A 24,605-nucleotide genomic window follows, 5' to 3' on the forward strand; every position below is an offset into this window, starting at 1 on the left:
TTTTACTTTTACTTTTACTTTTACTTTTACTTTTACTTTTACTTTTACTTTTACTTTTACTTTTACTTTTACTTTTACTTTTACTTTTAGATTCTTTTTTTATTATTCAAATGCAACTTCTTCTTTTAGTTTTTCTAAAAAAAGTTTCATAAAATTATTTTTTTCTTTAGCTATTTTTTTTGCCTCTTTTGTATTTAAGAGTTCTTCGATCTTAAAAAGTTTTACAAAGAAATGGTCGACGGCATATTTCTTATCATCTAGATTTCTTTTGTCTGCATAAAAATCATCTTCATCAAAGAGGTGATTTTCTAATTTTCCACTTATATAAAAACAACGTGCAATACCAAGAGCACCTAATGCTTCTAACCTGTCTGCATCTTGAATAATTTTTGCTTCTATTGTTTTTGCCTGAATATTTGCTGAAAAACTATGGGCCTCTATAGCATGCTTCACTTTCTCAATTTTTGAATATTCTAATGAAAAATTCTCTTTCAGAATTTCTTCTGCTTTTTTTGCAGCTAATTTTGAACTTTCTTTTCTTTCGGGATGATTTTTTGGTAATGAAACAATATCGTGGAAATAAGAAGCACAGATTAAAATATCATCACACACATCATATTTTCCTTCTTGATTTATTTTCCTCGCAATTTTTAATACTCTTCTAAAATGGCCTAAGTCATGTGAAGCATCTTTTGTTTTATAATTTTGCTCAAACCATTCGACAATTTTAGTTTCCAACATCCTATTTCCTTATTTTTTGCCAAAAAAAAAAGGAGCACATAATGCTCCTTTTTTATTTTCCGTCTCTTTTTTCATCTTTTATGTAGATAAAGGTCTTTAGAATAATAAGTGCAACCACTAAAAAACCAATAATCCACCATGTTTGAAATTCAGGTTGACCGTCTTTTATAGGAACAGTCTTTGAATCTACTACTGACGATGTTTTTTGTTCTTCCATTTTAACATCCTTGTTATATGTTTTTTATCTATAATAAGATTCTAACATCAAAACCGCAGCATAAAGAAAAGCAGAACATGGAACTGCTGCAATATATTTTAACCATTTCTTTTCTTCATTTAAGTGCATGAAAAAATATCCAACAAGAAATGCCTTCCCTAGAGCAAGAGCAACAACTGAAGTCGACTTCTGAAGCTTAGTTAGTGCATCCATTCCAGGAATAATAACCTCTAGAACAGTTAGTGCTGTTAGAGCAAAGAAAATGATCATGTATAATTTAAAGTGACTTTTGTATGCTTTACCTTCAGCCATATTAGACTCTCCCTCTTAAAACGTATTCATTCTGTTAACGAGAAGACCTACATCAATCATCATTTGGTCAATGCTTGTCTTATCGGCATCATAGTATCCTCTGATCTCACCATCACCATCGACAAGAACAAATTTTTCACTATGAGCAATATCCATTAAAGTAACTTCTTCTCCATCGACGAGTCCCTTCATTGGTAATTTTGTACCCATTTTAACATTAAATCCATCTACGATGACTTTTTTAAGGTCTTCTTTAGGTCCTGTTAAAAATTTCCAAATGACTGGATTTGCCATTCTGACCCTCGAATATCTTCGAAGAACATCCGGAGTATCTGTTTCAGGATCAACCGTAAATGAAACTAGGGCAATTTTATCGCCTAGTCCTCTTACTCTTTTTTGGATTTTCTCCATTTCCTTAGACAGTCTCAGGCAAGATGATGGACAAGTTGTAAAAATAAAATTTGCAATATAAGTTCTTCCCTTAAGCTCATTTGAACCGAATGGCTTTTTGTATTCATTCGTAAATGTGAAAGTAGGAACTTTTGCAATTTTAGGTAGAGGAGCAGGAAGCTCTCTATTCATTGATCTGTAAATTGGATAAGAAAAGTTCGCAACAACGAAGATGAGCCAGAAAAGCTTGCTCTTCACAAGCTTCTCTACCCAATTATTTCTTCTTTCAAATCCTAATTTACTTACTTCAGACATTCTTAGTTACCAATTGCATCCATGAATGCTTTTCTCTCAGGCTTGTTTTTCATATCCATAAGATACTTAACGTAGTGAGATACGGCCCAGATGTCTTCATCGCTAATCGTTTCTTTCCAAGATGGCATAGCTGTTCCACCAATCCCAGCATTTAAACGAATATAAAGTTCTTCAACCGTTGTAGCAGATCTAACTTCATCCCAAGTAAATTCAGGTGGCAATGATTTAAATCCCCATTCAGTTTCTTGAAGCTTTACTTGATACATTGAACGATCAATATCAGCGTGAGTAAGGTTTTCACCATTCACTTTCTTACTAATTTCAATGAATTCATCTTTACTTACATAAGCTCTGTGACAAGATTGACATTGAGCTACAGTATGAAAGACTTCTTTCCCTCTTTGAATAGCACTATTTTTATGTGCTGGACCATAAGGGTCTTTAGTAACAACAATTTGTGTTCCTAATTCTTTATCTTTTCCTTCCCATACTTGAGGAGCAAAAGTTTTAATATAAGACACAACTGCAAACATCTGATCTTCAGTTAGATCCCATGGAAGCATAGCTGTTCCGTGTAGTCCTTTTTCAAGGATCTTATAGAAATGCTTATCGTGTGGAAGTTCACCAGTAACAACTTCACCGAATTTAAAAATTCCTTTAGTGAAATCTCTTGGAGGAACTTGTAGACCTTTTGCAGCTACACCCTTTCCATCACCTTTAACACCGTGGCAGGCCATACAGTATTCAGTATAAATTGACTTACCTTTATTTAGAACTTTGGCCTCAGCAACAATTCCACCTGCGAAGACTTTATCTTCTAGAAAGTGCTTTTCTGAACATCCTACTAAAGTAGAAATAAGTCCTAGTCCAATAAAGAGTTTATTTGCTCTTCTCATAGCTATCCTCTTATAAAACAAACATTACAACGTACATTAAAAACCAAACGATTCCCAAGAAGTGCCAAAACTTAGATACATTCGCAACTAATGTCGCTTTTTCATCAAAGTCTTGCTTAATAATCGCTGGAATCATTAATAATAAACCTAAAAGTCCTGCAACAATGTGAGCCGCGTGAATCCAAGTTAGAGTGTAGAATAAAGATGGGAAAATCCCAGCTTCAACATAAAGGCCCATGGCCTTCATTGATGCCCATAACTTGAACTGAACACCCATAAATGCAGCACCAAGAGTTAAAGTTACAAGATATAAAGGAAGAAGGATTTGTTCTTTTTTAAGTTCAAACTCTTTTTCAAATTTCCATAAACTTAAACTGCTTACTGCAATAATGAATGTACTTACCGTTGGAAGAAAGAGTGGAACCCTCTGCATTCCCATCGGTGGCCAAACATCAGAAGTCAGTCTGTAGATTGCATACCCAAGGAGTAAGGTTGCAAAAAGCATTGAAAAAGAAACGAGAAGAACAATCATTCCAATAGATGAAACCATTTTTCTACCTTCTAAATTTCTTATCTCAGTTCTTGCAACCATACTTTCCTCAGTATTAAGCTAATTCTTCAGTTTGATATTGGAAGTCTCTATCACCTGTTAAGTTCGGGTTACCGTACTCATGTGGTCCACACTTAACAACAGGAAGATCCTTGAAGTTATAGTGAGGTGCCGGTGAAGGAATCGTCCACTCAAGTGTTCCAACTTCCCATGGGTTGTCAGAAGACTTCTCTTTCTTAAAGAAAACTGCGTGTACAAAGTTAACAACGAAAATAATCTGAGCTAGACCCATAACAATCGCTGACCAAGTAATAAAAGTGTTAATTGGTACTAGATTTGCCATGAAGTCATAAACAAATGGGTTATAAAGGCGTCTGTGCATACCTGCGTATCCAACAACCATCATTCCCATGAAGATTCCGTTAAGACCTAGCATTGTGATCCAAAAGTGAACTTTCGCCCAAAACTCGTTCATCATCGTTCCAAACATTTTTGGCATCCAGAAGTAACAAGCAGCAAATCCACCTAGAAGAACAGAAGCGGCCATTGTGTAGTGGAAGTGACCAACTACAAAATATGTATCGTGAAGATAAAGGTCAGTTGTAACTGTTCCTAGGTAAAGACCAGTAAGACCACCTAGTCCAAATACAAATACAACACCAAGAGAAAATAGCATTGGTGAATGAAATCTGATTGAACCTTTCCAAATAGTTCCTAACCAGTTTGCAAAGAAAATTGCAGATGGAATAGAAATCGTCATCGTTAGAGTCATGAATGATTGAGTCAGAAGTGGAGACATCTGAGTCGTAAACATGTGGTGACCATAAACGATAGTTGAAAGAATTGTAATCGATGTCATTGAAAGAGCTGTCGCTTTCGCACCGAATGCTGGCTTTCTTGCAAAGAATGAAAGAAGGTCAGATACAATTCCCCAAGCTGGAAGAATAAGGATATAAACTTCAGGGTGACCAAAAATCCAAAACACGTGCTGAAAAAGGATTGGATCACCAGTACCGCTTGTCGCTGCTGCACCAGCTAAGAAGAAAGTTGTTCCAAATACTCTATCAAAGATAAGAAGTAGAACACCCGCTCCAAGAACTGGAATGAAGATAGCGTTTAGAATAGCAGTAAGTCCTAGACCCCAAACTGAAAGTGGCATATCAAAGTATCCCATCCCCGGAGCTCTAAGAACGATAATTGTCGTAATATAGTTAACTGCACCCATTGTAGAACTAACACCAAGAACAAAGATGGCCAATGCCCATAGAGTTTGCCCAACCCCTGGAGATCCAATCAATGTTGATAATGTTGGGTACGAAGTCCAACCACCTGCTGCCGCCCCTAGTGGAGTAAACAGTCCAGCTAGAAGCAATAGTCCTGAAATAAAAGCAATCCAGAACGAAAGCATATTAAGGAGAGGAAAAACCATATCTCGCGCACCAATCATCAGCGGAATGAGAAAGTTCCCAAACGCCCCGATAAGAATCGGCGTAATCGCATAGAAGATCATGATCGTACCGTGCATAGTAAATAGCATGGCGTATGTATCAGGTGGAACAACTCCCCCAGTCTCTGGGAATAAAAATTGTCCGATCATTGGGAATGGAACCCCTGGGAATGCTAGTGTCCAACGAATCATAAGGGCCATGATTCCACCAACACCTAGGAAGAAAATCCCGTACCATAAAAACTGCTTACCAATTACCTTGTGGTCGTATGAAAAAATATACTTCGACAAGAAGGTTGTTGGCTTAGCGTGCATGTGCTGTTCAAAAAATGCCATTTTTAAATATCTCCTTCAAGAGTCTTATTTTCTAATTACCAGTCCCATTTCCAACCCCAGAATAGTTCAGGGTTTTCAGGGTCATTCATTGCAAGAGCTCTTTTTTGAGCTTCATTCATCCATGCTTCGAAGTCTTCTGGAGAATAAGTTGTAAGGTGTGCTTTCATTCTGTAGTGGTAAGTTCCACACATTTCGGCACAAGCGATATCCCAGTCACCAGCTTTTGTTGGTTCCCACCAAAGGCGAGTTAGACGTCCAGGAATTGCATCAACTTTTCTTCTTGCATTTGGAAAGTAAAGTGAGTGAATAACGTCTTTAGAAAGAACTTGAAAAATGATCTTTCTGTTTGTTGGAAGTCTTAGATCGTTCAGTTGAACAACATCATCTTCCGTGTTGAACACACCGTCTTTACCTGCATAACGAAAGTTCCATGCCCATTGCTGTGCAAGAACTTCAACACGAAGTGGATTCTCATCCTTCTTCGGCCAGTTAGCAAAAACTCCGATGTAGTCATTGTTAGACATTCTTGTAATGTTCATATCGATTCCAATAAAAACCGATAGACCAATGATTGTCGCAACAATTACGTGGATCTTCTTATTACCGTATGTGTAGTAAGCCTTCGGGTGTCTCTTAGCACTATAAAAGTAAGAGAAACCAAAAAGTCCTGCACAAACAAGCGCAAAGAAAAAGAGGTTAAGATAGGTTGTATAAGCAAACAACCAATCGATTAGGTTACCATGAACAGAGATGTCTTCAGGTGGCTGCATTCTTTCCCAAAGACTCATGGATTTGGTTGCAGTATTAACTGCAGCAGCAGAAAGTAACGGCATAAACAAACTCATAAACTTTTCCCTTCAATAATTATGAAGCATTTAACCAAATATATGTCAGATAAAAATCTTTTCTATTCTATATTCAAAACGACGTTTTTTCTATTGATATCGGCGACTAAGTTGCTTTATCTAAAAAAAATCATCGATCCCAGTAAAATTGGTAAATAAAAGATGGACGCCCAAAAATAGTTTCTGGCCCAAGCTTTATGCCTTGCTTCATCTTTTAATATAAATCCCATGAAAGATAAAATAATAAATGCACCATTAACAATAACTGATACCCAAGCAAAAACATCTGTCGCAAAGCCCTGTGAATAAGGGAGGTAGGCGACAACGCCAAGCACAACAGTAAAGACAGCAATTCCTACATTTGTTAATTCATTTCCACTTTGATTTGGATAAACTTTAATACTCGCTGCGCCATAATCTTCTGCATGATAGATTGAAATGGCCAAAAAGTGCGGAAGTTGCCAAACGAAGAGAATAGCAAAAAGAATCCAGGCCATCGCATCCATTTCACCCATCACAATAGTCCAACCTAAAATAGGAGGAATTGCTCCAGGAATTGCCCCAATGTAAACGGCCGAAGGGCTTTTTTGCTTCATTGGTGTATATGCCCACAAATATAAGACTGCAGCCAGAGCTGAAAGATAACAAGTTGCTGGATTAACGTAAAAATAAATTAAAGGAAGAGAAATTAGTAAACAGGCCCAACCAAAAACTAGCGCGACATAAGGCTTCATTCTTCCAGACGGAAGTGGTCTGTCTTTTGTCCTCTCCATGAGTCCATCAACATCTCTTTCTATGTAGCAATTTAGTACTGCTGCACCCATGACAACCATGAACACGAGTAGAAAAGAAAAGATAGAAAAGAAAAAGTTGATCTGTTTTGGTGCCAGTAAAATCCCTACCCCAACAGTAACCATAACAAGGCTCGCAAGCCTTGGCTTAGTAAGCATTACCAAATCAGAAAGAAAAGTATTGGCTCCCTTTGGAAAAGCAAGAACTTCATATTCTTCAAGCTTCTTATTTAAAAACCAAAGAAAAATTAGCGAAAGAACAGCTAATGAATAGTGAAATGCTATAAAAAGCTCTCTATTTTCAAATCCTAAAACTGATTTAGCGACATAAAATCCAATAGAAGAGAAAGCGAGAAGGATACCACCATAATTTTGAACGGTTTTATACTGACTTCTATAGCGAGACTTCTTATACCTTAGTACGATTACAATACTAAAATAGAGTAACGATAATAATGAAAGAACACCAATCAGTCTGTGCACCATATGAAGCTCGGCCATTGGTGAGCTTGGCCACAGAAAGAAAGTTCCCACACCTTGCTCCACACATTGAAACAAATGGTCAGGTTCAAGGCCGCAGACTTTCCCCGCCCCAGACTTTCTTACTAAAAGACCTAAAAGGGCCTGAAGTAAAAATAGAGCAAAAGTAAAAAGAACTCCGTGCCTGTCTTTAGCTTTGTACAAAGTCTTTAACTCAAGAATTCTCTCTGAAGTAAGAGATTCCTTAACAAGAATGAATCTCAGGTTGATTAGTGAGACAATATAAACAATCGATAAGATAAAATGACAGATCGTCACAACAGTAGGGAGCTTATAAAGAGCGCTTACAGCACCAAGCCCCGCCTCTAAGAAAAGAAAAATCAAAGGCAGTGCGGCCTTTCTCTTGAATTCAGATACAGAGTTCTCATTTCTAACTCTTAAAAAAAGTATGAGCGTAGTGATAAAAACAATACCACCAAGAACTCTGTGGATCGTTGGAAGTAGCCCTTTGACAGTCATTTCTGGTGAATAACAAATTGGCCATGAAGGACACTGAAGTCCAGCTTGGCTCATTTGCATTAGCCCACCAGCCAGCATTAGGGCAAAAGCTAAAAGTAGCGATATATTAATTAAACTAATATTCTTTTTCATTGTCTCATTTTTGATTTAAGGATGGCTGTCTTATACCCAAGAGACAATATTTGTGCAACTAAACATGCAAAAGTCCTAGCTTTCTTTATGAAGATTTACGTCACAAAAACAAGTGTACTGAAAGCCCATAAGCATTACTGCGGCCAATAGATGAAGAGGCTGCATAGAAGCAGGGAAATCAAAGTAAGAAAGACTAATACCACTCAAAATTGAAATGGCTAAAGAGCCTAACATTCCATAAGCATGAAAGTTCAACTTAGGAATTTTTACAGGTAATTTCAGTAGCTTCATTGTAAAAATGATATGTACAACAACAAGTACTATTGAATAAGATCTGTGAACTAAAAACTCTAAACCTAGCTTTGAAACCCAAAACTCTCTCGCAATTGGCATTGCAGCTTTAGCAACATGATCTACTGCTTCCCTAACCTGCGTACCAAGCACAACTTGTATAAGAGTCAGACCCATTGCAGCAAGAGCATACTTCTTAAGAACTGCGTGATCTAATCCAGGAATAAAGTCTTTTATCGCTTCTTTCTCATTAATATATTTCTTTGTTTGCAGTAAAATGAACACGATGAAGATGGCCATAACCATGTGAGCAGTAATGATAACTGGTTTCAAATGAGTTGAAACCACAACTGCACCCAGCCAACCCTGAAAAATAACGGCGAATAAATTAAAGATTGAAAGTCTAAAGATTCGTTTATCGGACTTTCTGTATGCAAAAGACATGATCGCCAAAATAAGAATGAAAAAGCCCGTTAACATTCCAAAAAGGCGGTTCAAGTACTCTGTCCAAGTCTTCACGGCATTGAAGTCAGCGATTTCTTTACCTGAAATAGCAAATTTCGTCTTATAGTCTAGCGGCAATTCAGAAACATGAGTTGGTGGAACTATTTTACCAAAACATGTTGGCCAATCAGGACAACCCAAACCAGAACCAGTACTCCTTACGATTCCTCCAATCAAAATAAGAGCGTAAACAGTAACTAGAACAATATTGATAAATCTTTTGAAATTCTTTTCGCTGACAAAATTCATGATTTTCCTTACCTTGATTCATTGAGGAACCCAATTCAAATACAGTAGAATAGATGAAAAATCAAAGTAACATAAAAGGTGGATAAGAGTATGACGAGGATCAGTGGCCCAACTTACTATGGAGATTATTTAGAATTAAACAAACTTCTAGATAGCCAGCATCCTAAATCTAAGGAAATTGGAAACGAAGCTCACGATGAAACTCTTTTCATCATTGTTCACCAAGTCTATGAACTTTGGTTCAAGCAAATCTTACATGAAATGAAGTCTGTTCAAAAAATTTTCAACGCTCCAAACGTTGATGAAAAAGATTTGAGCTCATGTGTTTTTCGCCTTGAGAGAATCAAGAAGATTCAAGGACTACTACTCGGTCAACTTGAAGTAATGGAAACAATGACACCAATGGACTTCCTAGAGTTTCGTGACCTACTTGTTCCTGCATCTGGTTTTCAATCTGTTCAGTTTAGACAAATTGAAATTATGATGGGACTTAAGACAGATGACCGCATGGGTGTTGATAGAGAATACTTCCTTGGACGCCTTGATAAGAAAGACCAAAAAGAATTATTAGAACTAGAAAAAGAGGAATCTCTCTTGAAACTTGTTGAGAATTGGCTTGAAAGAATGCCTTTTACGACATTTGAAAGATTTGATTTTTGGAAAGAATTTGAATCAACAGTAAACGCAATGTTTGATGAAGACGAGAACGTTATTAATGAAAACCTCGCTTCACTAAGCGAAAGTGCACTTAAGATACAACTTGATAACCTAGATGCCACGAGGAACACATTTAATACTCTTCTCGATGAGAATCTACACAAACAACTTATCCTTCAAGGAAAAAGAAAACTTTCAAGAAAAGCGACTCTCAATGCTCTATTTATTCTTTTATATAGAAGTGAGCCAATTCTTCACCTCCCATTCGTTTTTCTCAGAAACCTAATGGACATTGATGAAAACTTTACGACATGGAGATATAAGCACGCAATCATGGCCCACAGAATGCTTGGGACAAAAATTGGTACAGGTGGTTCTTCAGGACATGCCTATCTAAAAAGAGCTGCTGACACAAATAGAGTTTATATGGATTTATTTAATCTTTCGACTTTCATTATTCCAAAATCAAAATTACCCGTGCTTCCAAATGAGCTCGAAAACCAACTTGGGTTTCACTTTAGAGGATAGAAATGTTTCAAAAATATTACTCTCGTTTTTTAAATCAAAACCCAGACAAACTTCACATGGCCTCACATAGTCATCACTATTGGCCCGATTGTACTCGAGAAGCAATGATTCAATACTGGGATGATTCAGCAAAATACGTTGATGAAAAATGGGGTTATATTTTTTCGCAAATTATTCCGAAGGCTCAAAATTTAATTGCAGATGTATTAAATATCGAAAACTCTGATTTAATTTCGTTTGCACCTAATACGCATGAACTTGATTTTCGTCTTCTAAGTGCACTAGACCTAAGAAAAGAAATCAAAGTACTGACAACTGATTCTGAATACCACTCCTTTGAAAGACAGATTCAACGACTTAGTGAATGGAGTAATATAGAAGTTGTTAAAGTCCCTGTTCACCCATTTGAAACATTTGAAGAAAGATTTATTGAAAAGGCAGAAGAGAATTTTGACTTTGTTTTTTTTAGCCACGTCTTTTTCAATAGTGGTCTTGTAGTTAAGAATTTAGAAAAGATAGTCGAAGCTCATTGGCGAGAAGACAATATCGTCGCAATAGATGGTTACCATGGCTTTATGGCCGTACCAACTGACCTTAGTAAGTTACAAAACAAAGCTTTCTATATCGCCGGAAGTTACAAATACGCACAAGGAGGAGAAGGCTGCTGCTTTATGGTATGCCCTCAAACAAATTTGCGCCCTCTTCAAACTGGTTGGTTTGCCGAAATGGACCAACTCGACACTAAAGAAGAAGGTCAAAATGTGACCTATTCTAAAAATGGTCTGCGATTTGCCGGAGCAACAATCGACTTTTCTCCTATGTATCGACTTATTTCAGTTCTAGAGTTATTTAAAAAGGAAAACATTACAGTTTCAAAAATTCATTTATACGTTCAAAAGCTACAAAAAAAATTCTACGACTTGCTTCCTGATGAAGGCTCTATTTCCAAGGAAAGTCTTATCTATCAAGATTTAGACCTCCATGGTCATTTTTTGACTTTTCAACTGGATTCTCACGAAGAAGCAGTCTCATTAAATAAGAAGCTAAAAGAGATGGGAGTCTTAGTCGATTACAGAGCAAATAGAATTCGCTTTGGCTTTGGAATCTACTTAAAAGAAAATGAAACGTTTAACTTTTTAACCGAAGTTTTTGAGTAAGAAATAGATAGCGACACCAGTAAAAGAAACATAGATCCAAATTGGAAAGGTCCACTTAGCTATTCTTTTATGCTTAGAATAATTCTTTCTTAGACCGTGCCACAATGTTGCAAAGATCATCGGAACCATGATTCCAGAAAGGACGATGTGAGTAATCAAGATAAAGAAATAAATAGGTCGAATAAAGCCTTCGCCCATAAATTTAGTATCGCCATGAAAATGATGATAGATAATATATGACACTAAAAATAATGCAGAAGTCCCTGTCGCACTAAGCATTGCCTTAATGTGTGCTTTTTTATGTCCTCTTTTAATCAGTATATAACCAACAAATAGAAGAACTGTTGTTATTGAATTTAGCCCAGCATTAACTGCAGGCATATATTCAACCCAACTATGGTGAGTTGATTGACCTTCATTGAAATAGATTAACCAAGTAAGAAAAGCTAAAACAACAAAGCTAACTATACCAATTATCGAATAGGCTAATTTATCGTCATTTTGTCTATTAAGAGAGTTATTCATTTACTTTAGGTCTGACTCTTTCAACTCATTAAGATGTCTATTCTTAATAATCGTTCGATAAAGAAGATAAAAAGGGATGTAAATCAAAACGATAAATACAATTAAAGAATAAACAAGGTACTTATCTTTAGGATTTTGCAAAGAACCAGCACATGCAGGACAGGCCATAACCTCTCCTGCAAATACTGTTAATAATGTAATTACTGTTAGAACTAGTGCTTTCATTTTTAAATAAGGTAGATAAATGTAAAAACAAGAATCCAAACAAGGTCAACAAAGTGCCAGAAGAGACCAGCAATCTCTAGCATTCCATAGTCACCTTTATCAAAGCGCCCTTCAAGAGCAAGCTTATACATATAACATAGGTAAATAACACCAGAAAGTACGTGAAGACCGTGAAATCCTGTAATCGAAAAAAATGTTGAAGAAAACAGGTTATTTCCGTGTGCATAAGTACTGAAAGTCATCCCCATATCAGTCATAAGGTGAGTGTACTCATATGCTTGAATACCAAGGAAGATTGCTCCACCAATAATTGTAGCAAGTAGCCAGTTTAGCATTGCTTTTCTATTTCTTTGCTTACAAGCATCAATAGAAAGAACCATTGATACAGATGAACAAATAAGAATGAATGTCATGAGAGCAGAAAGCTCAACACCACCAAGTGCCTCAACTGGGTTTGGCCAATCTTTTGTTGTTCTTAGAACACCATAAGCAATAAGAAGACCAGAGAAAGACATACCGTCTGTCCCAAGAAATAGCCACATTCCAATTTTATTTGGAGAAGCTTTACCAAATTGTGGATCCTCAGGATAACTGATGACTCCATCATGAGCTTCAACTTTATGATTTGATGCCATTGCACAAACTCCTAAAAAACCCTAAGGCCAATTACTTGGCCTCAGGAGAATATTTATCTTTACTAACTTCTAAGATGTATTTTGTTAGAGCTTCAATTTGCTTATCAGGATCTCCACCTAGGATTCCTGGAGCCATACTTTCTCCATCTTCCCAGAATGATGGCATCAGAGTTCCAGGCATAATTGCTTGAGGATCTCTCAACCATTTCTTAATCCATGACTTTCTTAGCCTTCTCTTAGCAAAGTGTAGATCTGGTGCCGTTGGAGTATCGTTTGTAAATCCAGCAGCGTGACAAGATGTACATGCAAGCTCATTGAAAAGTTGAATCGCAGCTCTCTTCTCACCAGGAAGCCACTTCACTTCAGCATCATTATCTTCAAATGTTTGCTGTCCTGATTTAGCTTGGAACATTGCTACAATTTTATTTCTTTCATCATTTGTTAAGTTGAATGATGGCATTCTTAGCCCATTCTCTTGAACAAACCATGGTCTAATTGGATATACATTCTCAAGGAAGTAATGGAACCAATCAGATTGAACTCTATGACCTTGATCAACAAGTCTTGGTGGACCTTGGTTGATGTCATCTTCATAGATTGCAAGGATATCCCCAAACATTCCATCAATTTGGTGACAACCAATACAGTTATACTTTTGAACAACTTTCATACCCTCAGCAGTAATTGCTTCGTTGGCATCAAGTCTCTTAACACCTTTAAGAGGTACTCTATCGGCAACTTGACCTAGAAGAGCAAGGGTAATTGAGTCAGCCTGCTTTTCAGTCATGTTAAAGTTAGGCATTCTAAGAAGATCTTTGAATGGTTTATCGACACCGTTATCCCATCTTCTTGGGTTAATGAGGTGAGCCTTAATCCAACCATCTCTTGAATGTTCAACATCGTACTCGTGTGCGAAACCAAATTGAGTAAGTGGCTTTGAACCAACTTTAGTAAGTTCTGGACCAATCGGTGCTCTACCATCAAAACCATCAATCGTGTGACATGAGTAACATCCGTACTTACCAACAGATCTGTAACCAAGCTCTAATGTTCTTTCTTTATCACTCATTGAAGCAAGCTTCTTCTTTGCTACTTCGACAGTATCGAAAGCTGAGAAATAAGTAACAAGAATCTCATCTCTAAGCTCTTTGTTCATTTCAGCAAATTCTAGAGATTCAAACTTGTTGTTCTTTAATGTCATTAAGTAAGCTGTAATATCATTTGCTTCTTTATTCGTAAGACGGAAAGAAGGCATGATCGTATCTTCTTGGTAGTGAGATGGTTTCTTAAGCCAAGACACGAGCCAGTCAGCATCAACTTTAGAACCAATACCTGTTAGGTATGGACCTTTATAAGCATCAACTTTCTTAGATTCTGATGGATAGTCTTCAACACCGTGACAAGACATACACCCAACATCTTTAACTAGTTTCTTTCCGTTTTTAACGTTTCCACCAGTAAACTTCATGAAAGGCTTATAGCTCTTTGACTTATCAAAGATAAATTCTGCCATAGCATTAACTTCGGCAATATTCTTATTGATAAATTTCTCTGTCTTAGTATTGTTATCCTGCATGAAAAATGATGGCATCTTTGCATGCTTATTAAATGATTTTGGATCCCATACCCAGTTCTTAAAGAATTTCTTATCTACTTTCGCAGCGATTTTCTCTAATGATGGACCTGGCTTACGTTTATGCTCCCATCCTTCGATTTTGTGACAAGCATAACATCCAAATTTTTCAATATTTCTGCGTCCCTCATTAAGAGCAGTTGCTCCAGGAATGTATTGAGTATCTGTGTGACACTTTACACATCCAGCTTCTGAGTATTGCTTCTTAAATTGTACGATAGGTACTTTGTGCGGCTCATGCCAGTGATATTTCTTTTCCCACTCTTTCTTTTGTTCTTCATTCTGCGGAATGTGAGCAGCAGCGTTGAAGTCTGTAACTCTGTGCCCTTCACCACCGTGACATGTAGTACAACCAAAACTCTTCATTGGGTGAGTTGAGTTAGCTCCAACCATAAGCTCTAAATTAGGGTGAGTTTTATGCGGGTTTGGTTGATCTTCATACCCAGCCTTGTCAATGAATGTGTGACAAGTCATACATCTATCAACTTTAGGAACGTGCTGGAAGTATCTATCATCTGTAATGTTAGAAAGAACTACTTGTTGAATCTTAATTGTAGGGTCAAGGAAATCAACAAATGGAGCGTTTCTAATTGCAAAGATCGGATCCATTTTTAGTTTATCTTTCGCTTTACCAAGAAGAGCTGTCTTCATTTCCATATCAGAAATTTTCTTCTCAACTGAAGTTAAAGACTCTTTTTTTCCAGAAATTTCTTTATTCTTAGCTTTTTCTGCAGTCTGAAGGTTCTTCATTCTGTCTTTTGATTCAGCAAAAAGTCTCTTATTACGACGAAGCTCTTTAAAAAGATCATTAGCATTTGGCTTATGATGAGAATGAGCGCCTTCCCATTTAAAAGTTAAAGCAGCAACTTGACCATTTAAACGACCATTAACGATTTGCTCATCTTTAATATCACGTTTAATGATAGCAAGTTCAGACTCAAGCTTTTTGATTTCGTCTTTCTTAGCTTCTACATCTTTAAGAGCCGCTTCTCTTTCGGCCTTAAGTTCAGCAAGTTTCTTTGCATCAAGTTCTTTCTCAGCTTCTTCGATCTCTTTAGCAATTTTTGCTTTTTTGATCTTCATCGCTTCAACTTGAATAGCTTTCCATGGACGAATATAGTCGTCTAAGAAAACCCATACAACTGTAATAAGGAGGCCCACAGACATGAAGGCAAATACCTTATTCAGTTTATCCATATTAAAGGCCATTCCTGGCTCATTCTTTTTCGTCATCGCTCAACCCTTTTTTAATCTCAAACTAGAGATTCAGCTCCCACTCTGGGAGTGCAACAATATACTTTAAACTGAATAGCCATCTTAAAACCATTTTAATTGGTAGTGATGTCATACCTAGAATCAAGATAATGAAGATGTAGTATCTTACCTTTCCCATATCTTGAACGAGTTTCTTACCCCATTTAGTCGTTGCAGACAGTGGAGGTAGAACCACACAGTAAATAGCAGTAAGTGCAATACCTAAAATCTCTCTAACAATAAGGTTTCCTGGCATTGGCATATTAAGCCACTTAACCCATAAGAATTCAGAAAGGTTTACGTTATATTCAGCAACAACCTTATGGAAATCCCAGAACTCGAATGGTCCATAGAATGTCCAGTTAGGTCCTCTAAGGAAAGTTCCAACAATAATTAGATAAATCCATAGGACTAGCCATCCAAACAAGAAAGCTGTAACGGCCATTTTTCTCTCAACGAAAGTAAAGTAACCATTTCCTTTAGGGTTTGTATCAATATAAGGAATTGCAAGTAGACCAACAACAATTAGTCCAGGAAGAACAACACCGGCCATCCAAGGGTCAAAGTATACAAGCATTTCTTGTAGACCAAGGAAGTACCAAGGTGCCTTGGCTGGGTTTGGTGCCCAAGTTGGGTTTGCTGGTTCCTCTAGAGGAGCTTTAAAGATAATCGCCCAAACAATTAAGAAAATTGTCGTTCCGATAATACACATTAGCTCTACGTAAACGAGGTTTGGCCAACACCAAACTTTTTCACGGTTCTCAGGCATTGCCTCGATCGGACACTCACCGGCTTCAATTCTTTTATCGTTCTCAGCACATCTATAAAGAGAGTACCAAGTTAACCATGCAATTAAGATGATAATGATGTTAATTGGAATGTTATCTGGCCATAAGATAATCGACATGAAGTTAGAGTCTGAACAAAACCAAGCTACGATTGGAAGTGTTACAGCTAATGCCCAGTATGCAAACTTTTTAGTCCCGATTTCTCGATAGTACTTAATCATGACAAAGAATAGAATCGTCACAATTGGGAACGATCTAATCGGGTCAGCCATCCAGTTAATAAATTCTTTCATTCTATTTTCCTTAACTTAAAAAAGTATTTTCTAATTCCTAAAGTGGTGCAGAAATACCACCGTCTTTTCTTACTCTCCAAAAGTGAACCGCAATAAGCGTTCCAACAACTAGAGGGATGAAAACACAGTGAAGGATATAGAATCTTAGTAGCGCTGGCTCTCCAACGAAACGTCCTGCTAGAAGCTGGAAACGAACGTCGTTTTTATCAGATACAAGAACGAAGTCCCCAATCTGAGCAAGAGCAGCACCTGGACCACCGTGTCCTAAGAACGGAGTAGCCTTAGCCATGTTTGAACCAACGGCAATCGCCCAGATCGCTAGCTGATCCCATGGAAGAAGGTAACCAGTAAATGAAAGTAAAAGTGTAAGAACGAGAAGGATTACACCAACACCCCAGTTGAATTCACGAGGTGGTTTATAAGAACCAGTCATGAATACACGGAACATGTGTAGCCACACGGTAATAACCATGGCGTGGGCACCCCATCTGTGAATCTCACGCATAATCCCCAAAGGCACGTGCTCTTTAAGGGCAATGATATCGTTATAAGCATACTCTGCTGTAGGTCTGTAATAGAACATTAACAGAAGCCCAGTAACAGTAAGAGCTAGGAAGATAAAGAAAGTTAGTCCCCCCATACACCAAGTATATCCAAGCTGAACACCAGACTTTTTCAGCTTAATTGGGTGTAAGTGAAGAAAAACGTTTCCAGCAATAACAGATGCTCTGTTACGCGCGTTATTAGGTGGCCCGTGTCTGAAGATCGACTTCCAAACCTGGGTCTCACGAACTTTGTCAGCAAAACCTTTTCCAGACATTTCTCTTTTCCTCTATATAAAATATTAAAAATTAATAATTATTAAACTGCTAAATACGAATCAGGGTGATCCCACTGACCTTTCTCATAACGGTAGATCTTAGTCTTATCAACTTTGATCTTACCTTCAGGTGTAAGAGCGATCTTATACCTTTCAAGTGGTCTTGGAGCAGGGCCCTCAAAGTTAATACCGTTCATGTAATAACCAGAACCGTGACATGGACACTTGAACTTTAATTCCGCCGGTAGCCAGTTTGGAACACAACCTAGGTGAGTACAAATGTTTGATAGAGCAACAAGCTTACCTTCTTGTCTAACCATCCATACACCAAAACCATTCTTCCAACGCTCATCTACACCCTCTTCGTACTCCGAAGGGAATCCCGCGATAAAGTCCATTTCTGGTTCAAAATTAACGTTTGGATAAGTGTATCTAAACACCAAACTTCCAAGCCCTGCTAATGCAGCAGTGAAAGCAACCCATCCTACAGTGACAAAGCTAAAGAACTCTCTTCTGTTCAATTGCTGTCTAGTCTCTTCTGCCATGGCCTTTAACCTCTTTTACGTAAACCACAAAACTATAAAAAAGCTGAACACTCAAGGTGCTCAACTTCGTTAAATAATTAAAAAAATATCTATAGCCAGATTATTCAATGAGTCTATCACTTTTTCAACTGTTTTAAAACTTCCTTGGCCTTAGATACAACCTTTACATCCTTGTCGTTTGTAGAAATTTCCTGAATTAAATCCAAAGGAGCTTTCCACTCAGACTTACTAACCGCGTTAAGTATATTCAGTTTTAAAGCTGCAATTTGCTCTACACTAAATAATGGCGATTTATTCTTATCCTGACTAGGAGTAAATTCTAGTGATAAAATCTCTTTAATAACTGGTAATGCATTTTCATTTTTAAAGTAAACTAATGATGTTCCGGCAGCAAAGCGAACACCGCGACCATCGTCTGACAACAGTCCTTGAAGCTTTGGCTCAGCTTCTGCAACACGGTGCGTCCCAAGGGCTAAAATAGCCGCTTGCTTGATTCCATGATCTTCTGCTTCAAGAAAATTTAGAACATCTGTCCAATCAACTGTGACACCCTGTGGTATATTTCCAAGGGCCACAACAGCGTGAAACTGAACATTCTTGTCTGTATCTTTTACCGCAGTCTGTAAAAGTTCCAACGCAAGAGGATTTCTAAGAGCTCCAAGAGCGACTACAACAAAATCTCTTGTTCTAGAGTCAACTGTATTCTTATATACATGAGAAAGGTTCTCAACTAACCAAGGGATATCTTCCTCTGGAATCTTATTACTTGCAATTAATTTAGATAGTTCTAGTGCTGATACCCACTTATTCCCAAATTGCTTTGACTGCATTTCGCGAACGAGGTCTTTATATGATTGATCAGTAGAGAGCATTTTCGTAACACCGAAAATAACGAGTGCACCTACTAATACGATTGCGATTGGAACAACAAGACTTCCCACGAAAGGATTCTCGAGCATTTTTTTATCAACTGGATTATTGTTTTTGGCCATAAACGTCTCAACGCTTTTCAAATTTAAGGATCTGTTCTATAGAATGTGGTGTCAGATTTAACAAATCTACATAACTATGACAATCAGATTCATGTCATATAACGTTTGAATATATTAATCTTATTATTTTAAATAAAGAGTAGTTATGGCCTATTTACTTCGCTCGCTAATTTTACTGATGGTTCTCGCTGTATTGCTAACAGCATCATTGGCCCATGGATACATTACGATGGAATTCAGCCACATCCAAATTGCAATTCCAACATTCCTTTATACTATTTTTGCTCAAGCATTTGTCATGTTCTACTTCATTGGAGTCTCAAGACTCGTGAACAACATTCAAATGATTCTCAAATCTGAAAACAATCTACCGGAGCTATTTGAGAATCCACCTGAAGATCTGACTCCATACGTTAAAAAAGTAGATCGCTTTGTACACGAAGCAGATCTCGCAAAGAGACAAACAATCCCTTGGACAATGCTCATGCTAATTTTGGGAATGATTGCTTTCTTACTTGGTGGAGCACACGATACCAACATGGTCGAAAAGACAACTCACTCAGGTGTTGTTTACGGCTTTCTTGCAGCAATGCTTATTGGTTTCTTCAGACAATGGTGGTTCCTTGGAAAGGCCCACCTACTTCTTAGAAAAGTTAAAACTCTATTCGATATACCAGATGGTCAAATGTAGTCCCTAACGGGGCTACATGCTTTTTACCCAAATAAAGACTTTGTTTTTTCCTGGTGGATTTCTTCGAGTTCTCGTTCTCGACTCATAAATAACAGCGGCATCAACTTCTTCAACTTCTGCCATAAATTCTTTTAGATAAGTTCTCGGAACATATAAGTTATAATAAAAACCACCCGGAACTGCGATTCCAGGTTTTACGTTATCAACTTGTTTCACGTCATATTTATCAATAAGCTTAGATAATCCATTTTTAGCTGTAGTCGCGTCTGAACTTCTCATGAGGATTCGATATACTTTTGTATTTCCGTATCGACTATCTCGATAACCTCTTTTCTTAACTTCTTCGTAATCGGATTGCTCAAGGTCAGCAGTATCAATATCTTTAGGCAGAGAATCCCAAGAAGTTAGTACAACTTCAGATTCAACCTCGGTACGTTCCACATCATCAAGAGTCTCACCTAATTGATTCTCAAACTCTGCTACGTTTTCAATATCTGAGATATCAAGTTTGAAATTGCTATCGACTTTAAGATCATCAACGCTTTTAAATGAGAGAGTTTTATCGAGCCATTTGAATTGTGGTTCATACACACTGATCTTATCGGCGAGATAATCTTCATACCAATTATTAATTGCTGTCACGGCCCAAACAGCAAGGAGACAAAAAAGAATTAAAGCAATCGCTTCTTTTACTATTTTAAGTTTTCCAATAAGGCGATCTTTACTTTCAATCTTTTTTAAACCTTTATCACCGTGAGAGAAATCTTTTTTCAGTCTAGCAACAAAGTTTGACCAATCTTCATATAAAGTCACTTCAAGAGAAGGCATAATTTCTTCAACATATGATCCAACATCAAACGTTTCAAAATGAATGGCCTCTTGAATATCTGCGAAAGTCAAAGAAAGGTTGTGGCTTCCAAGGTTTCCAATTTGAAAGACTTCACTGAAGTACTCTTCTTTATGAGGAGCAATATCAACGAAGTAGTTCCTTAAAATAACTCCAACAACAGAAGGGGCCATCTTAGATTGCTTAGAGAGCTCTAAGATGGTCAGCTTCTTTTCTACAAAACAAAAACAAATAAATTTTTCTTTTAACCAGTTAAACCAAGAAATGAGTGGTCCAACTTTAAGGATGGAACACGAGTAATTAAATCTCTCAATGATCTCACTAATCGTCATATCTCCGGCAAAGAACGTTTGCCAGAATTCTTCAAATTGCGATTTAAAACGACCCTGCCAAGTAACGCTTTCAAGGTTCAATTTGATCCATTGGCGAAACTCTTCAAAGTCACTTTCATTTAATTTTATTACACTCGCGTTTTCCATCCGAACATTCTAGCAACTTTTTAACAAGAGCGCTATTCCCTGACCTCCGCCAATACAGGCAGATGCGATTCCCATTTTCACATCATAATGCTTCATCTGACGCGCCAATGTAGTAGTGATTCGAGTTCCGGTTGCTGCGAGGGGGTGACCAATTGCAACAGAACCTCCCCATACATTTAACTTTTCCATCGGAAGCGAAAGGTCTTTAACACAGGCCAAGGCCTGGGCAGCGAAGGCCTCATTAATTTCAAAAAGATCAATTGAGTTTAGAGAAAGTTTATTTCTTTCAAGCAATTCTGTAATTGCAGGAGAAGGTCCAATTCCCATAATTGAAGGATCTACCCCAATGACATGACCATCAACAATTTCTGCAATTGGAGTGATTCCCTCTTTCTCACAAAATTCTTCGGAAGCAACGAGAACAACGGCAGCGCCATCGACAATTCCAGATGCAGATCCAGGAGTCACAACACCTTCTTTATCAAATGAAGGTCTAAGTGTTGTCATCTGTTCTAGCGACACGTCAGTTCTTATATGTTCATCTTTTTCACAAGAACCTCTTTTAAGCTCTATCTTACAAAGCTCCCCTTGTAATAGATTATCCTCGTAAGCTTTCGTGGCCTTTAAGTGCGACTGGTAAGAGAACTCATCACTTTGATCACGAGTTACCTCAAGCTTCTTTGCTAGATTTTCAGCTGTGATTCCCATAGGTGTATTTGAGAATTTATCCGTTAAGGCATCCAAAAGCATGTCCACAGATTTTAATCCTCCATACTTTGTGCCAAAGCGCCCACCAAAAGTTAAATGAGGTGTCATTGACATATTTTCAGTTCCACCAGCAAGAACACAATTCGCTTCATCTAACTTTATGAGACGAGTTGCATCGAGAATAGACTGAATACCTGATCCACAAAGTCTATTGACCACCATTCCAGGAGTTTTTTCAACACAACCTAACTTAAGTGCGAGGTGGCGCCCACCATACATAGTATCTGTTGAGGATGTGATTACATTTCCAAGAATTACTTGATCAATTTTATCGGCCATCACTCCTGTTTCCTCAAGAAGTGACTTACCTGCATAAACAGCTAAATCTACTGGAGTAATATCCTTTAAAGACCCCCCAAACTTTCCAAATGGCGTTCTTTTACCAGCAATAAGAAAGACTCTTTTCCCTTTATTTAAGGACATATTTTCCTCCCTTGAGATATGTCGATTGAGTTACATAGAATATATTAAGGCGCATCTGTGGCGCATGCAAACTTTTGGATAAAACTATGTCGGATATCGCACAATTAAGAGCTCAAAGATTTAAAGAAAGCGAAACAAAGCGCTTCGGTCTAGAACTACGCAAAATGCGAAAAGATCATGAGCAGCAATTTAATCTAGAAGTTAAAAAGCATGACAAACAAATCACTCGTCTAAAAAAAGACTTCTCTACTGAAGTTAACTCACTTGAAAATGAACTCGAGCAAAAGCTTGTAACAATTCGTGAAAAGCAAAAAGATACAGTCACTTCTGAAAGAAAAAGACTTCAAGAAGAGATTGATAATCTCAAACTTGCTCATCAAGACAGAGTCGCTGAACTTCAAGAAAGTCAGGACAATCAAATCAATGAAATGATTAGCTCTCACAAAGAAACTCTCGCGAATGCTCAAGAAAAGTATAAGCAAGAGAAAATGAAGTGGGATTCTTAATTAATCACCAAACGATCTTCGATCAGAGGTTTCTATGGAAAACAACCAAGGTACAATTTTTATCAATGGTAAACAACAAGTAATCGACATGCTCCAGTTTATGACTGAAGAAGAAAGAATGGTTCTTGTGAAAAATATTTACAATAGAAATCCGCAATTAGCTAATGAGCTCTTTGAAAAGAGTTTAAAATTTGAAAGTATTGCCAGCTTAACAAATGATGATCTTCAAAGATTGCTTGGGTATACAAATGCACAAGTGATGGGAGTTGCTCTTAAAGGAGTTCCCCAAAATCTTCAAAGAAGAGTGCTCTCTTTGGCCCAAAGAAGCTACGCAGAAGAAGCTTTTAAAGTAATGAATTCAACTTTAAGAAACGAAGCTCGCGATGTGACAAGAGCGCAGGATAGAATCGTTTCGACACTGATCAGTCTTTCTAAAAAGAAGGTCATTAAGCTACAATAGCTTAAAGACCTTTCTTCTTTTTATATTCTAGAATTGCTTTTTTAAAATGAACTTCTTCCTCTGGTTGAAACTCTAAAGACACTCCATCAGAATCATCAAATATTTTATGTGCTCTTAGGACATCCATTGTCGATTCGAGTCTCTCACCCATTGTTTTCATCAAGTTTCTAACCCAGTCAGGAAATGATTTCATTGCAGAGTTTAAGTCCTGTCTTTTAATAACAAAAGCCTCTGTATCCTCTGTTGCAATCGCAGTATCTTTTCTTGATTCATTAGCAAAATATGAATCGAGCCCTACGAAACTCTGCTTAGAAAGCTTCGCGATCACTATCAAGCGATCATCATTTTCTTTTACAAGAGAGACTGAGCCACTTTTAATAAGATAAACAAAGTGCGACTGCTCTCCTTCAGTATAGAGAACTTGCCCCTTTTTAAAATCAACTGGAGTTGGACCCTCACCTGGCCATGAATTGCTCATCTATTTTACCTTTTAAAAGAGTTCCATATCGAAGGCCGTAAGTACAAATCTGTATTTGCTTAACTCCAAGTGCCTCGATAAAAGATACTGCTGTTTGCTCACCACCTTTCATAACTTTTGCTCTTTTCCCTAAAAATGGAAACTCGCTCAAAAGTTTTTCGGGGGCATATTTCGAATACTTTTCAATAAATTTCTTAAAATCAGCATTTGAAATTATTGTATCATTAACTTTTTTGGCCTGAAAATCAGATAGGTTTAAATACATCGCACCTATTGATGTCATACAACCGGCCACACAAACTAATTTATCTGTTGAAAAGCGATTTTTAATTTCTTCACTCATCAATCCATTAAATTTTTCAAGAAAGATTTCATCTTGAATCCATTCTATTGCTCTTGAAGCGCCAATAGGTAAGCTAATTAAGTCAATAATATGGAAAGGCTCTTTTTGAACTTTAATTAACTCTGTTGATGCTCCACCAATATCCATAATGACAAAGTTTGAGTCATTACAAGATGCTGAGACACCATAAGCAGTATAAAAAGCTTCCCCACTTCCTGAAATTAGTTGAATATTCAAACCAAATTTCTCTGCAGCATTTTCGATAAAATCTCGTGAATCTTTCGCCACTCGCGCAGCTTCAGTAGCTGTGACAACGCAATTTTCAGGAGAGATATCATGATCTCTAAGGATCTCTTTATACTCTTCCAGTGCTCTATAAGAATCTTCTAACGACTGTTTATCAAAATAGCCTGTTTTATCGATTCCTTTACCCAAAAAAGTAATTCTTGATTCATCAACAAATTCAACGATTCCTTCTTCGCTTTCCTGTGCAATTAAAAGGAGAATACTATTAGAGCCAATATCAATAGATGCACGTTTCAT

27 protein-coding genes are annotated in these 24,605 nt (G+C 37.3%); 5 read left to right on the plus strand and 22 right to left on the minus strand.

What is annotated here, in order from left to right:
• Positions 1–102: 102 nt before the first annotated feature.
• From HBN50_RS15475 to HBN50_RS15520, 10 genes are all read right to left on the minus strand, one after another.
• Positions 103–741, minus strand: coding sequence for an HD domain-containing protein (locus HBN50_RS15475; RefSeq protein WP_273871533.1), 639 nt, complete (start codon positions 739–741; stop codon positions 103–105).
• A gap of 52 nt (positions 742–793) precedes the next feature.
• Positions 794–958 (minus strand): hypothetical protein, encoded by a 165-nt coding sequence (locus HBN50_RS15480; RefSeq protein WP_273871535.1) that lies wholly within the window; start codon positions 956–958, stop codon positions 794–796.
• Positions 959–982: 24 nt separating this feature from the next.
• Complete coding sequence (locus HBN50_RS15485) at positions 983–1,270, minus strand: cytochrome C oxidase subunit IV family protein (RefSeq protein ID WP_273871536.1); 288 nt, start codon at positions 1,268–1,270, stop codon at positions 983–985.
• A gap of 15 nt (positions 1,271–1,285) precedes the next feature.
• A complete protein-coding gene (locus HBN50_RS15490; protein WP_273871538.1) occupies positions 1,286–1,975 on the minus strand; it encodes an SCO family protein in 690 nt (229 codons plus the stop codon).
• Between the two features lie 2 nt (positions 1,976–1,977).
• Complete coding sequence (locus HBN50_RS15495) at positions 1,978–2,871, minus strand: c-type cytochrome (RefSeq protein WP_273871540.1); 894 nt, start codon at positions 2,869–2,871, stop codon at positions 1,978–1,980.
• Positions 2,872–2,881: 10 nt separating this feature from the next.
• Positions 2,882–3,463 carry a cytochrome c oxidase subunit 3 gene (locus HBN50_RS15500; protein ID WP_273871541.1) on the minus strand — a complete coding sequence of 194 codons (582 nt, stop codon included), beginning with the start codon at positions 3,461–3,463 and terminating at the stop codon, positions 2,882–2,884.
• 13 nt (positions 3,464–3,476) lie between these two features.
• On the minus strand, positions 3,477–5,204 hold the full coding sequence (locus HBN50_RS15505) for a cytochrome c oxidase subunit I (RefSeq protein ID WP_273871542.1): 1,728 nt from the start codon (positions 5,202–5,204) through the stop codon (positions 3,477–3,479).
• A gap of 35 nt (positions 5,205–5,239) precedes the next feature.
• Positions 5,240–6,049 carry a cytochrome c oxidase subunit II gene (locus tag HBN50_RS15510; protein ID WP_273871543.1) on the minus strand — a complete coding sequence of 270 codons (810 nt, stop codon included), beginning with the start codon at positions 6,047–6,049 and terminating at the stop codon, positions 5,240–5,242.
• 116 nt (positions 6,050–6,165) lie between these two features.
• Positions 6,166–7,971 (minus strand): heme o synthase, encoded by a 1,806-nt coding sequence (cyoE, locus tag HBN50_RS15515; protein ID WP_273871546.1) that lies wholly within the window; start codon positions 7,969–7,971, stop codon positions 6,166–6,168.
• A gap of 75 nt (positions 7,972–8,046) precedes the next feature.
• The gene (locus tag HBN50_RS15520) at positions 8,047–9,015 is read right to left on the minus strand and encodes a COX15/CtaA family protein (protein WP_273871548.1); all 969 of its coding nucleotides are present in this window, start codon (positions 9,013–9,015) and stop codon (positions 8,047–8,049) included.
• Positions 9,016–9,105: 90 nt separating this feature from the next.
• Here HBN50_RS15520 and HBN50_RS15525 point away from each other — a divergent pair, with 90 nt between their 5' ends.
• Together HBN50_RS15525 and HBN50_RS15530 are read left to right on the plus strand one after the other, a co-directional pair.
• A complete protein-coding gene (locus HBN50_RS15525) occupies positions 9,106–10,200 on the plus strand; it encodes a tryptophan 2,3-dioxygenase family protein (RefSeq protein WP_273871550.1) in 1,095 nt (364 codons plus the stop codon).
• A gap of 2 nt (positions 10,201–10,202) precedes the next feature.
• Positions 10,203–11,357 (plus strand): aminotransferase class V-fold PLP-dependent enzyme, encoded by a 1,155-nt coding sequence (locus tag HBN50_RS15530; RefSeq protein ID WP_273871552.1) that lies wholly within the window; start codon positions 10,203–10,205, stop codon positions 11,355–11,357.
• Here the strand turns inward: HBN50_RS15530 and HBN50_RS15535 are convergent.
• From HBN50_RS15535 to HBN50_RS15570, 8 genes are all read right to left on the minus strand, one after another.
• Positions 11,337–11,882: a DUF420 domain-containing protein gene (locus tag HBN50_RS15535; RefSeq protein WP_273871554.1), complete on the minus strand. Its 546-nt coding sequence runs from the start codon at positions 11,880–11,882 to the stop codon at positions 11,337–11,339. The two genes, HBN50_RS15530 and HBN50_RS15535, sit on opposite strands and share 21 nt — an antisense overlap.
• Positions 11,883–12,107 carry a hypothetical protein gene (locus tag HBN50_RS15540; protein WP_273871555.1) on the minus strand — a complete coding sequence of 75 codons (225 nt, stop codon included), beginning with the start codon at positions 12,105–12,107 and terminating at the stop codon, positions 11,883–11,885.
• Positions 12,108–12,109: 2 nt separating this feature from the next.
• Positions 12,110–12,742: a cytochrome c oxidase subunit 3 gene (locus tag HBN50_RS15545; protein WP_273871556.1), complete on the minus strand. Its 633-nt coding sequence runs from the start codon at positions 12,740–12,742 to the stop codon at positions 12,110–12,112.
• 31 nt (positions 12,743–12,773) lie between these two features.
• On the minus strand, positions 12,774–15,608 hold the full coding sequence (locus HBN50_RS15550) for a c-type cytochrome (RefSeq protein WP_273871557.1): 2,835 nt from the start codon (positions 15,606–15,608) through the stop codon (positions 12,774–12,776).
• Positions 15,609–15,633: 25 nt separating this feature from the next.
• Positions 15,634–16,710 (minus strand): hypothetical protein, encoded by a 1,077-nt coding sequence (locus HBN50_RS15555; RefSeq protein ID WP_273871558.1) that lies wholly within the window; start codon positions 16,708–16,710, stop codon positions 15,634–15,636.
• A gap of 37 nt (positions 16,711–16,747) precedes the next feature.
• Positions 16,748–17,530, minus strand: a complete 783-nt coding sequence (locus tag HBN50_RS15560) for a cytochrome b N-terminal domain-containing protein (protein ID WP_273871559.1) — start codon at positions 17,528–17,530, stop codon at positions 16,748–16,750.
• Between the two features lie 41 nt (positions 17,531–17,571).
• Entirely contained in the window at positions 17,572–18,075 is a 504-nt protein-coding gene (locus HBN50_RS15565) for a QcrA and Rieske domain-containing protein (protein WP_273871562.1), read from the minus strand.
• 116 nt (positions 18,076–18,191) lie between these two features.
• Positions 18,192–19,067: a HEAT repeat domain-containing protein gene (locus tag HBN50_RS15570; protein WP_273871564.1), complete on the minus strand. Its 876-nt coding sequence runs from the start codon at positions 19,065–19,067 to the stop codon at positions 18,192–18,194.
• A gap of 145 nt (positions 19,068–19,212) precedes the next feature.
• Between HBN50_RS15570 and HBN50_RS15575 the strand changes: the two genes are divergently transcribed.
• Positions 19,213–19,758 carry a hypothetical protein gene (locus HBN50_RS15575; protein ID WP_273871565.1) on the plus strand — a complete coding sequence of 182 codons (546 nt, stop codon included), beginning with the start codon at positions 19,213–19,215 and terminating at the stop codon, positions 19,756–19,758.
• 12 nt (positions 19,759–19,770) lie between these two features.
• Here the strand turns inward: HBN50_RS15575 and HBN50_RS15580 are convergent, their stop codons facing one another.
• A complete protein-coding gene (locus tag HBN50_RS15580) occupies positions 19,771–21,084 on the minus strand; it encodes a hypothetical protein (RefSeq protein WP_273871569.1) in 1,314 nt (437 codons plus the stop codon).
• Positions 21,085–21,093: 9 nt separating this feature from the next.
• Complete coding sequence (locus HBN50_RS15585) at positions 21,094–22,275, minus strand: thiolase family protein (protein WP_273871571.1); 1,182 nt, start codon at positions 22,273–22,275, stop codon at positions 21,094–21,096.
• A gap of 86 nt (positions 22,276–22,361) precedes the next feature.
• Here HBN50_RS15585 and HBN50_RS15590 point away from each other — a divergent pair, with 86 nt between their 5' ends.
• Together HBN50_RS15590 and HBN50_RS15595 are read left to right on the plus strand one after the other, a co-directional pair.
• Positions 22,362–22,781 carry a hypothetical protein gene (locus HBN50_RS15590; protein WP_273871572.1) on the plus strand — a complete coding sequence of 140 codons (420 nt, stop codon included), beginning with the start codon at positions 22,362–22,364 and terminating at the stop codon, positions 22,779–22,781.
• A 34-nt stretch (positions 22,782–22,815) separates the two neighbouring features.
• A complete protein-coding gene (locus HBN50_RS15595) occupies positions 22,816–23,241 on the plus strand; it encodes a FliG C-terminal domain-containing protein (protein WP_273871574.1) in 426 nt (141 codons plus the stop codon).
• 1 nt (position 23,242) lies between these two features.
• Here the strand turns inward: HBN50_RS15595 and HBN50_RS15600 are convergent, their stop codons facing one another.
• Both HBN50_RS15600 and HBN50_RS15605 read right to left on the minus strand, forming a co-directional pair.
• The gene (locus tag HBN50_RS15600) at positions 23,243–23,719 is read right to left on the minus strand and encodes a Crp/Fnr family transcriptional regulator (protein WP_273871575.1); all 477 of its coding nucleotides are present in this window, start codon (positions 23,717–23,719) and stop codon (positions 23,243–23,245) included.
• Positions 23,697–24,605, minus strand: coding sequence for a Ppx/GppA phosphatase family protein (locus tag HBN50_RS15605; RefSeq protein ID WP_273871576.1), 909 nt, complete (start codon positions 24,603–24,605; stop codon positions 23,697–23,699). Before HBN50_RS15605 ends, HBN50_RS15600 begins: the two co-directional genes overlap by 23 nt.

The organism is Halobacteriovorax sp. GB3 (assembly GCF_028649655.1).
In the GTDB taxonomy this organism is placed as follows: domain Bacteria; phylum Bdellovibrionota; class Bacteriovoracia; order Bacteriovoracales; family Bacteriovoracaceae; genus BSW11-IV.